This window comes from Clostridium aestuarii, from assembly GCF_026735135.1.
GTDB lineage: Bacteria > Bacillota > Clostridia > Clostridiales > Clostridiaceae > Clostridium_H > Clostridium_H aestuarii.
In genome coordinates, this window is sequence record NZ_JAPQER010000002.1 from 233902 (window position 1) to 250440 (window position 16539).

Here is a 16539-nt window from a genome sequence, read left to right on the forward strand (position 1 = left end):
ATAAATTATTGGAGAAATCATATGGGAGAATATTTAATTAAGTTTGTTCAAGATATGAGAAATAAAAGGTTAAGTAAAAATACTATTGAAGCATATATAAGAGATATAAGGAATTTTGATGAATTTTTAAAAAAAAGAAAAGAAGTAATGATAAGTATTGATGTTGTATCTGTTATGGCATATGTTCAAAATTTAAAAAAAGAAGGACGAGCAAATAGTTCTATTATTAGAAATTTAGTTTCACTTAGAAATTTTTATAAATATTTAATGAAAATAGGAGAAATTTCTCATAATCCTATTATTAATTATGAAATGCCTAAAAACAAAAGAAATATTCCTGAAGTACTTACAGTAGAGGAAGTAGATAGATTCTTATCTATGCCAGATTGTAGTAGTTATAAAGGGATTAGGGATAAAGCTATGTTAGAGCTTATGTATGCAGCTGGCATTAGAGTTTCAGAATTGTTGAATTTAGCAATCTTTGATGTGAATTTGAAATTAGCGTATATAAAATGTAAAGGAACTAAAAATAAAGAAAGGGTAATCCCAATAGGGTCGTATGCTATTAAATGTTTGAATGAATATTTTAAAATCCGAGATATTCTAAATATTACAAAATCTAACTTGTTATTTTTTAATTTAAAAGGAGAAAAGATGACTCGACAAGGATTTTGGAAAATAGTTAAAAATTATGGAACTGAAGCTAGTATAAAGAAAAGAATTGATTCTTATACATTAAGACATTCTTTTGCAGTACATTTACTTCAAAATGGCGCTGATATTAAATCGGTTCAACAGCTTTTAGGACATAATACTATAGCAACTACTCAAATTTATTCTAGTATTTCAAAACAAAGCAAAATAGTTGATGTTTATAAAAATGCACACCCAAGAGCATGATGTCTTGAGGTGTGTATTTATTTTTTGTGAAAAAGACCCATGCTTTTTTATATTTAGTTATATTACTTCTTAAATTTTAAATAAAAAGTAAAATATTAAGTTTTGTCATAATCTAAAACTAATTGGTAAAAATAAAAACATAAAGTTAAAGTTAAAGTAATGTGGAAAGGGGATAAATATGAAGAACAAAAACAAGGTAATAATAAGTATTTTTTTAGCAGCAGCTCTTCTAAGTCAGATATTTGTAATTCCTGTTAAAGCGGATGAAACAGGTTTAGATGTAGAAGCAAAATCTGCAATGCTAATGGAACCATCTACAGGTAAAATTATTTTTGAAAAAAATAGTCATGAAAAATTTGCACCAGCTTCTGTAACTAAAATAATGACAATGCTTCTAACTATGGAAGCAGTAGATTCTGGTAAAATGAAAATGTCTGATAAGGTAGTAATAAGCGAAAATGCTAAAAAAGCTGGAGGAAATGGAAGTAGTAGTATGCTTCTAGATACAGGAGAAGTTAGAACAGTTGAAGAACTTTTAAAAGGAGTTGCTATTGCTTCTGGAAATGATGCTGCTGTTACTTTAGCTGAATACATAGCAGGAAGTGAGCAGGCATTTGTTAAGGCTATGAATGAAAAGGCTAAATCATTAGGTATGAAAGATACAACGTTTAAAAATTGTCATGGATTATCAGCAGAAGGGCACTTATCAACTGCTTTTGATATATCTATAATGTCTAGAGAATTATTGAAGCATGAAAAAATTTTAAAGTATACTGGAACTTATATGGAAACAATATCTGAAGGCAGAAAATCACCTATTGGGTTAGTTAACCATAATAAGCTTGTAAGATTTTATAAAGGCTGTGATGGATTGAAAACAGGTTATACAAGTGAAGCTAAATATTGTATTTCAGCTACAGCTACTAGAAATAATATTAGAATGTTGACCATAATAATGGGTGCGCCTACCTATAAAATAAGAAATAGAGATGCAAGTATGCTTATGAATTATGGATTTTCAAAATTTGAAGCTAAAAAATTATTGGTAAAGGATGAAGATGTAGAAAAAATACCATTAAATAAAAAAGGAGATAAATTCTTAATAGCAAAAGCTTCAAAAAATTTAACTTTAATTTTAGAAAGAGGTATAGAAAATAAAATAACTAAAAAATGTGTCTTAAATGAAGAAAAGAAAGAATATAAAAAGAATGAAATTATTGGATACTGTGAGATATATGTAAATGATAAACTTTATGGCAAGGTACCTGTTTATAGTGATAGAGATATTAAAACTCATAATATTTTAGAGAATATAAAATACAATTTAGTAAATTTATTTGATAAGGCTATTTAATTAAAAAGTCTACAGTTTAAAAACTGTAGACTTTTTAAGATATGTATTATAATATAAATAATACATATCAAATAAAAAGAAGGAATATGTTATATGAATATAATGAATAATTTTGACAAAGATGATATTTATATAGTAAATTTAATAAAGGAAGAATGTATTAGGCAAAACGTAAAGGTTTATATTGTTGGAGGAGCTGTAAGAGATGCTATTTTACATAGAAAGGTAAATGATATAGATATTTGTATTGAGTGTGATCCAATTAATATTATAAAAAAAATTAAAGAGATAAAAAAATATATATATTATAAGGAATTTAAAACAAGTAATATTATATTTAACAATAATGTTACGATAGATTTAATACACTGTAGAAAAGAAGGCTATGAATACAGTGGAGCTTTGCCTAAAGTTACTCCTTCTAATCTTTATGATGATTTATATAGAAGGGATTTTACCATAAATGCAATGGCATATGATATTATTGATGATAAACTTATAGATTTATATGATGGTATGAAAGATATTAAAGCAAAAAGGATTAGAAAGGTTCATAGAAATAGCTATAATGAAGATCCTACAAGAATTTTTAGAGCTATAAGGTATTCAGCAAGGTATGAATTTGATATTTATGATAAAAATGAAATTAGTACATGTATTAGAGAAGGGATAATTAAAAATATAAGTGATGATAGAGTAATTCGCGAAATCCTTTTATTATGTATGGAAAGTAAATGGAAAGAGAGTGTAGTATGTTGCAATCAGTTTAATATAATGCAAATAGAAGTAGATTTGTTAGAAAAAGATAATATATTATGTGATTATTTAAAAATAAATACTAGAATTTTAAATTTATTTTTTGCTTCAAAACAAAATGAATTTAGGGAAATGTTAATAAATAATTCTATTTTAGAAAAAGAACTTAGAAATTCATTAAAAAGATATAGAAATATGACGAATGAAATACAAACTATACTTTCTCAGTGTGTAGATAATTTTGATATTTATAAATTGTTAAAAAAATTTTCTTTGTATGAGCTAATATTAATTAGTTTTTTTGATGTATATAAATATAAAATAATGAATTATTTAAGTAATTTAAAAGAAATTACTTTAGATGTTGATGGAAAGTATCTAATGGATTTAGGAATAGAACAGGGAAAAAACATAGGAAATGTAATGAATTATTTATTGGAATTGAAACTTAATACGGGTATTAGAAATGAAAAAGAGTATTTAAATAAAAATTCAGGAGAGATCTTAAATGCCGTTAAACATTAAAATAGAAAATTTTGAAGGTCCTTTTGACTTGCTTTTACATTTAATAAAAAAGAATGAAATGGATGTATATGATATTAAAATACATGAAATTACTGCTCAATATTTAAGATATATAAATAATATGAGAGAGATAGATTTAGAAGTTACTTCTGAATTTATAGTTATTGCAGCAACTCTTTTGGAAATAAAATCAAAAATGCTTTTGCCAAAAGCTAGTAAAGAAGAAGATTCAGAAGATGAGAATGATCCAAGAAAGGAATTGATAAGTAAGCTTTTAGAATATAAAAAGTTTAAACTTGTTGCTGATTTCCTTAAAGAAAAAGAGGAGCAAAGTGGTATTACTTTCAAGAAAAAACCTGAAATAATAGAGGAAAAGAAAGAAAAAGAAGATAATAAAGATATTTTAAAAGATATAACTATACTAGAATTATTTAATATTTATAATGATTTAATAACTAGATATAATAATAAAATGAATACTGAAAATGTTATTGAAAAAGAAATACCGTTGGATAAATTTAAAGTTGAAGATAAAATGATAGAAATTAGCAAGCAGCTTGCTAAAAATAAAAGAATGAAATTTTCTAATTTTATATATGAATCTTCAAGTAAGATTGAGACTGTTGTGGCTTTTCTTGCGTTATTAGAGTTAATAAAATTAAGGGCTATATCAGCTATTCAAGAGAATAGCTTTAATGAAATTTTTATAGAGGAGATTAATGGATATGAAGGAGAATAACATAAACCAAATAGAGATAACTGAAGTATCTAATAAAAAAAGATATCTTTCTATAATAGAATCATTACTTTTTGTTAGTGGAGAAGCATTACCAATTGCAGAGATATCATCAATAATAAATTGTAGTGAAGAATTTACTGTTAATTTATTAAAAGAAATGCAGTATAAATATGATGAGGATGAAAGAGGAATAAAAATAATAAGCATAAATAATAATTATATGTTTGTAACTAAAGCAGAAAATGGTGATTTTGTTCAAAAGTTATTAAAAACTAATACAAGACAATCTTTATCTAGAGCAGCTTTAGAATCTTTAGCAACTATAGTGTACAAGCAACCAATTACTAGAATTGAGATTGATGAAATAAGAGGAGTTAAAAGTGATAGGGCTATTCAAACTTTAATTGAAAAAAAATTAATTAAAGAAGTAGGAAGAAAAAAAGTACCTGGCAGACCTATTATGTATGCTACTACGGAAGAGTTTTTGAGACATTTTGGACTAGATAATTTAAAGGGTATGCCTACACTGGAAAGTTTTCTAGGGGAACATGAAGAAGTGCTAGGATTAAATAACGAAAATGAAGAGAAATAAAAAATTATTCCTCTTCATTTTCGTTATTATCCTTTTTTGGATTTTTTTCTTTATCTTTTGAAAAAGCATTTTTTAATATATCTATTAATTGTGGTATTCCATCAACAATTTTGTCGTATGTATTCTTTTGATTTACTGGAAGAAGTCTAATAACATCGTCTTTAATTACTAGAAATGCCATAGGTTTAACACTTATACCAGCACCAGACCCCCCTCCAAATGGATATTGAGAAGTAACCTCTTTTGAAGAATTATCAGAAAACTCACTTCCACCTGATGCAAAACCTAAACATACTTTAGATATAGGAATTATTACAGTACCGTCCCCTGATTCAATAGGGTCACCTACAATAGTATTTACGTCTATCATATCTTTTATATTTTCTAATGTACTTTTCATAAGACCCTCTATAGGATAAGTTGCCATTATATTGCCTCCTTAGGAATAAAAATTTTTTTAGTTTCTTTTTTTATAATGATTAAAAATAAAAAACTTATTATAGATAATTTTAACTAAATTTGTGAAAATTATTCCTTTAATTTTAGCTTCAAGTATTGATTGGTTAAAATTAGGTTTTATGTTTACTTTAAATTTTTTATTTTTAAAATAAATAGAAAGAAAATTATAGAGGTTTCGATTAAGTTCCCATAATAAACCATAGGTTATGCCAGTTATAGCTGCATCATTAAATCCGTATATTAAATCGATATTAAGAATTAATAGAGGTTTAAACAAACTATGTGTGGTTTTAAAACTTTTAATTATTCTAATAAGTTTTTTAAGTGAGATTTTTTTCTTTTTTTTAAAAGATTTCCTTATTTTTTTCTTCTTTTTTTTATGGGGATATATTTTTATTCCAACCATATAAAGTGAACTAGTATTATTAATATATTCAAATTTAATGATAATAGGGATGGGTATGAAAAATATAACCAGAGTAATTAAAACCCAAATCAAAAAAAAACCTCCATAAATTTATGATATTAAAAATTATTGACAAAAAACTTATTAAATATAACCCAGTTGTAAAATATTATTGAACAAAAATATAAATATGATGTTAATTTACATATTTTAAATTATGTAAATTAAATTAAATGTAAACCGGAAAACATTACATGACTATTTAAAGAAAATATGAAAAAAATAATTAAGAAGGGTTGGTGAATTATAAGTGAAAAATAAACATATTAAAAGAATAACATCTATTATTCTGTTAACCTTAATTTTTAACATATTACCTTATAGAGTAAATGCAAAACCCATGTATATAGATGCAAGAAGTGCAATTGCAGTAGACAGCGAATCTAAATGTGTATTATATGAAAAAAATTCAGAATTATTAATACCAATAGCTAGTACTACTAAAATTATGACTACTCTAGTAGCTATAAAATATGGGGATTTAAATAAAAAGGTAGAAATATCTAGTAAATCATCTAATATTCATGGATCTCAGGTTGGATATAAAAAAGGTGAGTTAATAAGTATAAGAGAATTACTATATGGATTAATGTTAAGGTCGGGGAATGATGCAGCTATAGCAATAGCAGAGGGTATAAGTGGAAGTGTAGAAGAATTCTTAAAACTTATGAATGAATATGCGCAGGAAATTGGAGCAATTAATACTCACTTTGAATCACCACATGGTTTAGACAGTCAGTATCATTATTCAACTGCTTATGATTTAGCATTAATTACTGCAAAAGCTAAGGAAAATAAGTTATTTAATCATATCGTAGGAGTTAAAGATGTGGATGCAAAGGAGTATGGTTTTACAAGAAGTTATCATAATATAAATAAAATTCTATATCAAATTCCTGGTGCTAATGGAGTCAAAACAGGATACACAGGAAATGCAGGTAAATGTCTTGTTACATCAGTAAATATGGGAGGAAGAGATATAGTAATTGTTGTACTTAATTGTAGTAAAAGATGGGGAGAAACTAGAAAAATATATGAATATGTAAAAGGTAATTATGAATTTAAAAAGGTAATAAAAAAAGGAGAAATAGTAGATTCTCTTGAAATCGATGAAAATAAAAAGGTGAATTTAATATGTGATGAAGATATTATAATTCCTATAAAAAAAGAACAAAGTTATGAAACAAAGGTAATTAAGCCTGTAAAAATTCAAGTTCCCATACAAAAAGGTGAGAATTTAGGTAAGGTGTGTATTTATAAAAATGGAACTATATTATTAAGTAAAAGCTTAAAGAGTAGCGAAAAAATTGATGAAAGTAAAAAGTTAAAAATATTATTTAAGAATTTATTTAAATGAGAAAATTGGATAATTCTAAAAAATGAAAAATATATAATTATAAAAAATAGAAACATTACGTATATGTTTCTATTTTTCTGTTAAAGAAAATTCTGTGTTTTTCAATGCATTTATACGAGGTTTTATCTAATAGTCCAACTATATAATATAATAAGTTACTCATCTTATTTTATAATTATTTAGTACATTATAACATATTCCGTTAGTATTTTTGAATATAATTTGTATTGAACTATATATTATGGAGGAGTAAAATGAGATTAGTTATTAATTATAAGAGTGGAAAAAAAGAAATGCTTAACGAGGAAGACACTAAAAAAGTAATGAAAAGCATAAATTATTTAAAGCTTATAAGATTTATTATGAGTTCTAAAAAATTGAAAGGGAAAACGATTAATATTTTAGATAAGAAAATAAATATTGATGAACTAAAGTCTTTAGAAATATTATTTATGTAATTATGAGATATAAAAAACTTATTTTTCAAATAAATGCTTAGCTTTAATATAAGCTAGCATTTATTTTTATATACAGCTGATTTATAATAAAAACATATAATAGTATAATAAAAATTTTATTTGTGATTATTAAAACTATTATATATAATTCTAATAATTTATAAAAAGCAAATAGATTAAAATTAAATGAATTGGATAAAGTTATTAGAAGATTGAATATGATTTTTTAGGAGGAAAAAATGAACCAAAGCGCTGAAGAAATACTTAAAAAATATTATGGATATACAGAATTTAGAGAAGGACAAAAAAATATTATAGATAATATAATGAATGGTAAAGATACCTTTGCTATTATGCCTACTGGTGGTGGTAAGTCAATTTGTTATCAAATACCAGCAATAATGCTTCCAGGACTTACGTTAGTGGTTTCACCGTTGATTTCCCTTATGAAGGATCAGGTGGATGCTTTAAATAGCTTAGGAATTTCAGCAGGAGTTATTAATAGTTCTCAAGGAATAAATGAAGTTAAGGATACAATTTATAAAGCAACACAGGGAGAACTAAAGCTTTTATATGTAGCTCCAGAGAGATTAGAAGTAGAATCCTTTTGTAGAGTTTTACAGACTCTTAACGTATCTCAAATTGCTGTAGACGAAGCTCACTGTGCATCACAATGGGGTCATGATTTTAGAATGAGCTATAGAAACATCAACCCTTTTATAAATCGATTTAATAACAGACCAATAATATCAGCATTTACAGCTACAGCGACATCTAATGTAAGAGAAGATGTAATTAAATTATTAAACTTAAAGGAACCAGGGGTTTTTATAACTGGATTTGATAGAAAAAATTTATATTTTTCTGTAGTGAAAAATGAAAATAAAAAAGATTTTATTTTAAAATATATTGAAGACAATAAAGAAAAGTCAGGTATAATATATGCTGCTACTAGAAAAGAAGTGGAGAATATTTATAAGGGTTTAAAACAAAAAGGGTACTCTATAGATAAATATCATGCGGGTATGAATGATAATGAAAGAGCACAAAGTCAAGAAAAGTTTTTATATGATGATATAAAAATCATGGTTGCTACCAATGCATTCGGTATGGGTATAGACAAGTCTAATGTTAGATATGTTATTCATTATAATATGCCTAAAAATATTGAGGCTTATTATCAGGAGGCTGGAAGAGCGGGAAGAGATGGAGAACCAGGAGAATGTATACTATTATTTGGACCTAGAGCTATTATGCTTCAAAAATTTTTCATAGAGCAAACTGTTTTAACACATGAAAGAAAAATGAGTGAGTATAGAAAACTACAGGCAATGGTTGATTATTGTCATACAACTAGATGTTTAAGAAAATATATATTAGAGTATTTTGGAGAAAAAAACGTTAAGGATAAATGTGATAATTGTGGAAATTGTAAAAATGAAGGTGAAACTATAGATATAACAGTTGATGCTCAAAAAATATTCTCTTGTATATACCGTATAAGAGAAAAATATGGAGTAACTATGATAGCAGAGGTACTCAGAGGTTCTAAAAATAAAAAAATATTAAACTTAAGATTAAATCAATTATCTACATATGGAATCATGAAAAATTATACAATAAAAGGAATAAAGGATTTGATTAATGTACTTATTGCTGAAGAATATCTTACTCTTACTGAAGAGGAATTTTCAGTGGTAAAATTAAAAAATAAGGCTATTGACGTATTAAAGAATAAAGAAAAGGTTATGCAAAAAGTATATAAGAGAAAAGAAAAAGTTCAAGAGGATAATTCATTATTTGAAATGCTTAGAGAAATTAGAAAGAAAATTGCTCAAAGAGAAGCTGTACCACCATATATAGTATTTGCAGACAGTTCATTAAAAGAAATGAGTGAATATGTACCGTTAATTAAGGAAGAAATGTTAAATGTAAAAGGGGTAGGAGAAAAGAAATTTGAAAGATATGGTGAAGAGTTCTTAGAAGTTATTATAGAATATAATAACGAACATAATTTAAGAAAACAAGAAATGATCAATAATGAAGAAGATTCTAAAGATAAAAAAATTCCAAGTCATGTGAAGACTTTATCAATGGTTAAAGAAGGAAAAAAACTAGAAGAAATTTCACAGATTAGAGGAGCAAAATTAGATACAGTTAAGGATCATATAATTAAATGCGGTCTTGAAGGATATGAAATAGATTGGAATTTACTAATTCCACAGCAGCATGAAGAATTGATTTTAGAAAAGATTAAAGAAGTGGGATGTGAAAAATTGAAACCACTTAAAGATCTTTTACCAGAGGATATAGAGTATATCACTATTAAAGCTGTGATATGTAAGCATAAAATTAAAGATGTTTCATAAAACAAAGAATGCTGGAATTCAGCATTCTTTGTTTTATTTCAATTAAATTTATAATTTATTATTTAGCACAATCTTTATAAAGTATTAAATTAATGCTTTATATTTGTCTCATTTTTTATTAGAATGGCATATACCATTATTAGATAGATTTATCGGAGGAGGGTTGCTACGATGCTATTAGTACTAAAATATGTTTTAGTAATGGGGTTAGTTGTTGGAGCAATATATATAGGCAAATAAGTAGTAGTATGTGGTGGTAATAGTGTTTTTACAGAATTATATATTTAATACATGTGCTTGGTTTAGAAATGGAGGAACGTTATGGGAGAATTAATAATACAATATGTTTTAATAGTATTCCTTGTTGTGGGACTAGCCTATTTTGTATATTTACTTAAAGATAAAGGAATAAAAATAACTGAAGATTATTTCGGTATAGCATACACAATGCTAGGATTTTTAGAAAATAATGAAGCAACAACGGAAAATCAAAAAAAAATACTTAGGACTATTTCAGAGATTGTTAATTATGTAGAGGTAAATTATACAAATCAAGAAAATAGTATGAAAGAAGAAAAGGCTTTAGTTCTAGCAAGAGAAGCTATGGATTCTTTGAATTTAAAAAATAAGATTGAAGAACATGACTTAAGACGTCTTATAAGGTTATGCTCAGGGTTTATGCCTTCAACAAATAAAATTTTTAGAAGTGAAAAATTAAAATATGAAAAAGAGAATTAAATGTTGAAAAAGTAATAAACTAAAGAGTGAATAAAAATATAGTATAAATAAAAACAGGCATGAGTTTTGCTCATGGCTGTTTTTATAAAATAGGAAAAATATAATACGATAATTATCCATATTATAGTAAATGGATAGTATATTACCGAAAAATATGTAAAATCAACTTGTAATGAATTAGAAAAATGGTTAAAATAGAATATGGTTTTATATATGAGAACATTAGTTTCTATATTTTAAAATGATTTTTAAATATACTTAGAGTGAATAGAAGATTTAAAATATGGAGGAATAATATGAATTTAAATAATAAAGAAATAGTTTCCTATGATGTTACTGATTTGACATCTTTAGAAAAATTAGAACCAGTTAGAGTAAGACCTGGTATGTATATTGGTTCCACAGGTACTAAGGGACTTCATCATTGCATATGGGAAATGTTGGATAATGCCATAGATGAATTGACTAATGGTTATGGAAATAAAGTCGAAGTAATTTTAAATAAAGATAAAAGTGTTACAATAGCAGATAATGGAAGAGGTATACCTACAGGAATACACCCTATAAAAAAGAAATCTGGAGTAGAGATGGTATTTACAGAATTGCATACTGGAGGTAAATTTAATAATAAAAATTATAAAACTTCTGGTGGGCTTCATGGAGTTGGAGCTGCAGTTGTAAATGCTTTATCTGAATGGCTTGAAGTTGAAGTTAAACAAAAGGGAAATATATACAAACAGCGTTTTGAGTATGCCATGGATAATGAATTAAATAAAAAGATGCCTGGAACGCCAGTAACTTCTCTTGAAATTATAGGAAATACGAATACAAAGGAAACTGGTAGTAAAATAACCTTTAAACCTTCTACAGAGATTTTTAGTACAACAGATTTTAAATTTGACATAATAGATCAAAGATTACAAGAGTTAGCCTTTCAAAATAAAGGTATAACATTAGTGTTAAGAGATAATAGAAAAGAAGAAATTATAGAAAAAGAGTATCATTCTCAAAGAGGACTTTTAGATTTTATAGAGTACTTGAATGAAAGTAAAACACCTATTCATAAAGAACCAATACTTTTTCAAGGAGAAAAAGAAATCAATGGTATGAGAGTATATGGAGAGGTTTGTGTGCAATTTACAGATTCCACTACAGAAAATATAGCAAGTTATGTAAATAATATTCCAACAACAGAATCAGGAACTCATGAAACTGGTTTTAAAACAGGAATGACTAGAGCTTTTAAAGAATGGTCTAAAAAGTTAAACATAGTTAAAGAAAAAGATAAAGGCTTTGAAGGTGATGACTTAAGAGAAGGTATGACTGCTATATTAAAAGTTAAAATAAGCAATCCTATTTTTGAAGGGCAAACTAAAACTAAACTTGGAAATAATGAAGCATACACATTTATGAATGAACTTGCTTATACAAAATTAGGAGCTTGGATAGAAGATAACAAGGATATTTCTGGAAATATTATGAATAATGCAGTATCTGCAGCTTCACGAAGAGAAAAAATAAAAAAGATAAATGAAGCAGAAAAGAAGAAGATAGGAAGAGGTACTGCACCGCTTGCAGGAAAAATATCTGTTTGCACTTTAAAAAAACCTGAAGTTCGTGAATTTATTGTAGTTGAAGGTGATTCAGCTGGAGGTAGTGCAAAACAGGCAAGAGACAGACGGTTTCAAACGATAATGCCTTCTAAAGGTAAAATAATGAATACGGAAAAACAAAAGGTTGAAAATGTATTAGCTAGTGAAGAACTTAAACTTTTTAATACTGCAATAGGTACAGGAGTTTTGGATAACTATAGTGAAGATGATTTAAAATATAATAAAATAATTATATTAAGTGATGCAGACGTTGATGGCTATCATATAAGAACTTTATGGATGACATATATATACAGATATATGAAATCGTTGATTACAAATGGGCATTTATATATAGCGTTACCTCCTCTATATAAGGTTTATAAGAATACTAAAAATGGAGAAGTGAAGAATTATGCATATAGTGATGATGAATTAAAAAATATAAAAAAAGAAATCGGAAAAGGATCTATGATTCAAAGATATAAGGGACTTGGAGAAATGAATCCTGATCAACTTTGGGAAACTACCTTAAACCCAGAAACAAGAACTCTCCAACAAGTTACTATTGAAGATGCTGCGAAAGCTGAAAAAATGGTATCTCTTTTAATGGGCGATGTGGTAGAACCAAGAAGAAAGTATATGTACAAGTATGCAGAGTTTTAATTAGTTTAGAATTTAAAGTTTATAATTTTATATAGATTGGGAAAATTATTTGAATTTTAAACTATGAGAAAGGAATTGAACAATGGTTAAGAAAATAGATATTCCAAGAGATAATAATATAATAAAAGTTTCTCTTTCAGAGGTTATGCCTGAGAACTATCTTCCGTATGCTGTGGAAGTTGCAAAAGAAAGAGCATTACCAGATGTTCGAGATGGTTTAAAACCTGTACATAGAAGAATTTTATATGGTGCTTATAAATTAAAAGCTATGCCAGATAAACCATATTATAAATCAGCAAGAATAGTTGGAGATATTTTAGGTAAATATCATCCTCATGGGGATACTTCTGTGTATGATGCTATGGTAATACTAGCACAAGATTTTTCAACAAGAATGACACTTATAGATGGTCATGGAAACTGGGGAAGTGTAGATGGAGATAATGCAGCAGCTATGCGTTATACTGAGGCTAGGCTTACTAATGTTGCTTTAGAAATGTTAAAAGATATTGATAAAGATGTAGTTGAAATGGTAAACAATTACTCTGATACGGAGCTTGAACCCAAAGTACTTCCATCCAAATTCCCTAATTTATTAGTAAATGGAACCTTTGGTATAGCAGTAGGACTTGCTACAAATATACCACCTCATAATATGAGTGAAGTTATAGATGGAGTTATTGCTTATATAGATAATAATGAAATAACTACTAAAGAACTTATGGATTATATAAAAGGACCTGATCTTCCTACTGGAGGAATAATAATTGGTGAAAATGCACTTCTTTCTGCTTATGAAAAAGGTGAAGGTAAAGTTACATTAAGAGCTAAAACAAGTATTGAAAAATTGGAGGATGGTAGATATGGAATAGTAATAACTGAATTCCCTTATAGAAGAAATAAATCAAAAATCCTTCAATCAATTTCTGAAATGACAGCTGATAAAAAGCATGCTAAAGCTTTAGAATCTATAACTGATATTAGAGATGAATCTGATAGAAATGGAATAAGATCAGTTATAGAATTTAAAAAATCAGTAGAAAAAGATATTGTTGAAAAGGTATTAAAATACTTGTTTAAAAAGACGGATTTGCAATGCAATGTAAATTTTAATATGGTAGCGATTGCAAATGGTAGACCAGAAATTATGGGTCTTAAGACGATAATAGTTCATTATACAAATCACCAAAAGGATGTAATAACTAGAAGAACTAAAAAAGAACTTGAAATAGCAAAAAAAAGATTTCATATAGTAGAAGGGTTTATCAAGGCTATAGATATAATGGATAAAATAATTTCTACAATTAGAGCTTCAAAATCAAAAAAAGATTCAGAGAAAAATATTATTAATAAATATGGTTTTTCAGAAGCACAGGCACAAGCTATTGTTGAACTTATGTTATATAGGTTAAGTGGTCTTGAAATTAAAACGTTTGAAAGAGAATATATGAAATTAGAGAAAGAAATTAAATCTCTTGAAAAAATACTTTCTAGTGAAAAAGAACTATTTAAGGTTATTAAAAAACAATTCAACGAAATAAAACAAAAATACGGAGATAAAAGAAGAACTAGAATCATACATGATGATGAGAAGGCTAAGATAGATTTAGATGAAATTATTTTAGAAGAAGATATAGTGATAACAATTTCAAATGAAGGCTATATAAAGCGATTATCTGATAAGTCATATAAAAGGTCAAATACTAATGTTGACGATATAGAATATAGAGAAGGCGATTTGAATAGATATTTAATAAATGCAAATACAAAAGATACTCTTATGATATTTACTGATTTAGGCAATGCGTACCAGATTAAATGTGCATTATTACCTGAAATGAAATGGAAAGAAAAAGGAGAAAAGCTAGATAATATAATAAGGGCTTTAGATTTAGATAAGGAAAGAATTGTAGAAGCTTATGTATTAGACAAATTTTCTAAAGATAGAACGTTTGTTTTCTTTACAAATAAAGGGATAATAAAGAAAACATCTTTGGACAAATTTGAGACAAATTACTCTAAATTGGTAGCTTTAAAAATAAAAACTAATGAAAAACTTATAGATGTTCAGTTAGTTGACAATAGAATATTAAAGAAATATATAAAGGTTAAAACAAAAAATGGATTGGAATTTACTGTGGATAAACCTAGTCTTGAAACTACAGACAGAAATATATTAGGAAAACAATTGTTTAACCTTTCAAATTCAGATGAAGTTATTAATATTAAATATACAGATGAATTTAAACTAAAAAAGTTTGTTGTGAATATTAATGGAAAAGGATTAATAAAGGTAACTAATAAAAAAGTTTGTAAAAATTTTTATGGATGTCATACTAACTCATTGAGTAAAATTATGATTTTTAGTGATATTGGTAATGTGTTTAAAATTCCTGCGTATATGTTAGAAAATGTTCAAGAAAAGGGAATTAGTCTAAGTGATTTAATTAATGATTTTAATGAACAAGAGGAAAAGGTTATAAAGGTTTTGTCTATTATAGATTTTAGTGAAAATAATAGTGTGTATTTTTTTAGTAAAAATGGTTATGTAAAAAGAACATTAATGAGCGAATTTGATGGAGATTATACTTTTGTTAAGGGATATAAAATTAAAAACGAAAAGGATAGATTGATAAATATTAAGTTAAGTAATGACAAAGATAATAATGATATAGTACTTATAACTAAGAGAGCAATGGGTATAAAATTTGATAAAATGAGTATAAATACTATGGGTAAAACTGCATCAGGGGTTACAGGAATAAGTTTTAAGGACAATGACAATGATGAGGTTATTTATGCGGAATTTATAGCAAATAGTAAAGTTAATAATGAAGAACTAGCTGTTGATGCTGAAAATACAAAATGCTTAAAGATGATTTCTAAAAATAATATAGAACAGGTAGTAGAAATAGGAAATATGAAAGTTCAAAATAGGGCAGGAAGAGGAAAAAAATTAATTCTTTTAGAACTAGATGATTATGTAGATAAAATAAAATAATATAATAAGGAGAAAAGCTGGGTTTATGCAGTTTTTCTCCTTATTTGAAATGTAAAAATTAATTTTTTTTAAATATAAAGAATTTATTTATTAAAAAAGTTACTATTCCTACAGTTATGGAAGCTATTAATTTTGATAAATTAAACCAAAGCTTTATAGGCAAATAAAATGTATTATGACCTGTAAGCCATACAAATATATTAGTATTAAAGAAAGCTGAAATTCCTAGAACTAAAGCATATTTTAAGTAAGAACTTTTATTAGATTTAAAAGTGAGCTTCCTATTTAATAAATAACCATTGATTGAATATGCTCCAAATGCTGCTATATCGAATAAATATAGCAGTGCTCTAGAATATGTATCTGTTGCAGAATATATATTAGTTATTGATGATAATATATTTATTATAGCAAAGTTTATAAGTACATTACTTCCACCTACTAAGGCATAAGTTATAAATTGAACTAAGTTTTGTTTTGTTGTGCAATTGCTTTTTAACATTTTTAGTTCCTCCAATGTTTGAACATAGAGTAATTATATCACAAATTATGTAAAAAATTTTAAAA

The 16539-nt window shown here is 26.3% G+C and carries 14 protein-coding genes; 11 read left to right on the forward strand and 3 right to left on the reverse strand.

Annotated features, from left to right (window positions below):
- The first annotated feature begins 21 nt into the window (after positions 1 to 21).
- From xerD to scpB, 5 genes are all read left to right on the forward strand, one after another.
- Complete coding sequence (xerD, locus tag OW763_RS05335) at positions 22 to 900, forward strand: site-specific tyrosine recombinase XerD (protein WP_268040048.1); 879 nt, start codon at positions 22 to 24, stop codon at positions 898 to 900.
- Positions 901 to 1078: 178 nt separating this feature from the next.
- Positions 1079 to 2254, forward strand: coding sequence for a D-alanyl-D-alanine carboxypeptidase family protein (locus OW763_RS05340; protein WP_268040049.1), 1176 nt, complete (start codon positions 1079 to 1081; stop codon positions 2252 to 2254).
- Between the two features lie 93 nt (positions 2255 to 2347).
- A complete protein-coding gene (locus OW763_RS05345; protein WP_268040050.1) occupies positions 2348 to 3535 on the forward strand; it encodes a tRNA nucleotidyltransferase/poly(A) polymerase family protein in 1188 nt (395 codons plus the stop codon).
- Complete coding sequence (locus OW763_RS05350) at positions 3519 to 4274, forward strand: segregation/condensation protein A (RefSeq protein ID WP_268040051.1); 756 nt, start codon at positions 3519 to 3521, stop codon at positions 4272 to 4274. The genes OW763_RS05345 and OW763_RS05350 overlap by 17 nt, the downstream gene beginning before the upstream one ends.
- Complete coding sequence (gene scpB / locus OW763_RS05355; RefSeq protein WP_268040052.1) at positions 4261 to 4866, forward strand: SMC-Scp complex subunit ScpB; 606 nt, start codon at positions 4261 to 4263, stop codon at positions 4864 to 4866. The genes OW763_RS05350 and scpB overlap by 14 nt, the downstream gene beginning before the upstream one ends.
- Before the next feature lie 4 nt (positions 4867 to 4870).
- Here the strand turns inward: scpB and ytfJ are convergent, their stop codons facing one another.
- Both ytfJ and OW763_RS16960 read right to left on the reverse strand, forming a co-directional pair.
- Positions 4871 to 5293 (reverse strand): GerW family sporulation protein, encoded by a 423-nt coding sequence (gene ytfJ, locus OW763_RS05360; protein ID WP_268040053.1) that lies wholly within the window; start codon positions 5291 to 5293, stop codon positions 4871 to 4873.
- 30 nt (positions 5294 to 5323) lie between these two features.
- Positions 5324 to 5731, reverse strand: coding sequence for a DUF2953 domain-containing protein (locus OW763_RS16960; protein ID WP_418921794.1), 408 nt, complete (start codon positions 5729 to 5731; stop codon positions 5324 to 5326).
- Positions 5732 to 6041: 310 nt separating this feature from the next.
- Between OW763_RS16960 and OW763_RS05365 the strand changes: the two genes are divergently transcribed.
- The 6 genes from OW763_RS05365 to OW763_RS05390 all read left to right on the forward strand — a co-directional run bounded on the left by OW763_RS05365 (position 6042) and on the right by OW763_RS05390 (position 15972).
- Positions 6042 to 7148, forward strand: a complete 1107-nt coding sequence (locus OW763_RS05365) for a D-alanyl-D-alanine carboxypeptidase family protein (protein WP_268040054.1) — start codon at positions 6042 to 6044, stop codon at positions 7146 to 7148.
- 254 nt (positions 7149 to 7402) lie between these two features.
- Positions 7403 to 7606 carry a hypothetical protein gene (locus OW763_RS05370; RefSeq protein ID WP_268040055.1) on the forward strand — a complete coding sequence of 68 codons (204 nt, stop codon included), beginning with the start codon at positions 7403 to 7405 and terminating at the stop codon, positions 7604 to 7606.
- 239 nt (positions 7607 to 7845) lie between these two features.
- Positions 7846 to 9975, forward strand: a complete 2130-nt coding sequence (gene recQ / locus OW763_RS05375; RefSeq protein ID WP_268040056.1) for a DNA helicase RecQ — start codon at positions 7846 to 7848, stop codon at positions 9973 to 9975.
- A gap of 321 nt (positions 9976 to 10296) precedes the next feature.
- Complete coding sequence (locus OW763_RS05380) at positions 10297 to 10713, forward strand: hypothetical protein (protein WP_268040057.1); 417 nt, start codon at positions 10297 to 10299, stop codon at positions 10711 to 10713.
- A 296-nt stretch (positions 10714 to 11009) separates the two neighbouring features.
- Positions 11010 to 12971 carry a DNA gyrase/topoisomerase IV subunit B gene (locus tag OW763_RS05385; protein ID WP_268040058.1) on the forward strand — a complete coding sequence of 654 codons (1962 nt, stop codon included), beginning with the start codon at positions 11010 to 11012 and terminating at the stop codon, positions 12969 to 12971.
- Positions 12972 to 13053: 82 nt separating this feature from the next.
- Positions 13054 to 15972, forward strand: coding sequence for a DNA topoisomerase IV subunit A (locus OW763_RS05390; RefSeq protein WP_268040059.1), 2919 nt, complete (start codon positions 13054 to 13056; stop codon positions 15970 to 15972).
- Between the two features lie 58 nt (positions 15973 to 16030).
- On the opposite strand, the gene OW763_RS05395 is transcribed toward OW763_RS05390, so the two are convergent.
- Positions 16031 to 16474, reverse strand: a complete 444-nt coding sequence (locus OW763_RS05395) for a GtrA family protein (protein WP_268040060.1) — start codon at positions 16472 to 16474, stop codon at positions 16031 to 16033.
- Positions 16475 to 16539: the final 65 nt, after the last annotated feature.

Excerpts from the sequence above, each read along its gene's own strand:
- OW763_RS16960 (WP_418921794.1), bottom strand. The coding sequence starts at position 5,731 with ATGGTTGGAATAAAAATATATCCCCATAAAAAAAAGAAGAAAAAAATA.
- OW763_RS05380 (WP_268040057.1), top strand. The coding sequence starts at position 10,297 with ATGGGAGAATTAATAATACAATATGTTTTAATAGTATTCCTTGTTGTG.
- OW763_RS05390 (WP_268040059.1), top strand. The coding sequence starts at position 13,054 with ATGGTTAAGAAAATAGATATTCCAAGAGATAATAATATAATAAAAGTT.
- OW763_RS05350 (WP_268040051.1), top strand. The coding sequence starts at position 3,519 with ATGCCGTTAAACATTAAAATAGAAAATTTTGAAGGTCCTTTTGACTTG.
- scpB (WP_268040052.1), top strand. The coding sequence starts at position 4,261 with ATGAAGGAGAATAACATAAACCAAATAGAGATAACTGAAGTATCTAAT.
- ytfJ (WP_268040053.1), bottom strand. The coding sequence starts at position 5,293 with ATGGCAACTTATCCTATAGAGGGTCTTATGAAAAGTACATTAGAAAAT.
- OW763_RS05395 (WP_268040060.1), bottom strand. The coding sequence starts at position 16,474 with ATGTTAAAAAGCAATTGCACAACAAAACAAAACTTAGTTCAATTTATA.
- xerD (WP_268040048.1), top strand. The coding sequence starts at position 22 with ATGGGAGAATATTTAATTAAGTTTGTTCAAGATATGAGAAATAAAAGG.
- recQ (WP_268040056.1), top strand. The coding sequence starts at position 7,846 with ATGAACCAAAGCGCTGAAGAAATACTTAAAAAATATTATGGATATACA.
- OW763_RS05340 (WP_268040049.1), top strand. The coding sequence starts at position 1,079 with ATGAAGAACAAAAACAAGGTAATAATAAGTATTTTTTTAGCAGCAGCT.
- OW763_RS05385 (WP_268040058.1), top strand. The coding sequence starts at position 11,010 with ATGAATTTAAATAATAAAGAAATAGTTTCCTATGATGTTACTGATTTG.
- OW763_RS05370 (WP_268040055.1), top strand. The coding sequence starts at position 7,403 with ATGAGATTAGTTATTAATTATAAGAGTGGAAAAAAAGAAATGCTTAAC.
- OW763_RS05345 (WP_268040050.1), top strand. The coding sequence starts at position 2,348 with ATGAATATAATGAATAATTTTGACAAAGATGATATTTATATAGTAAAT.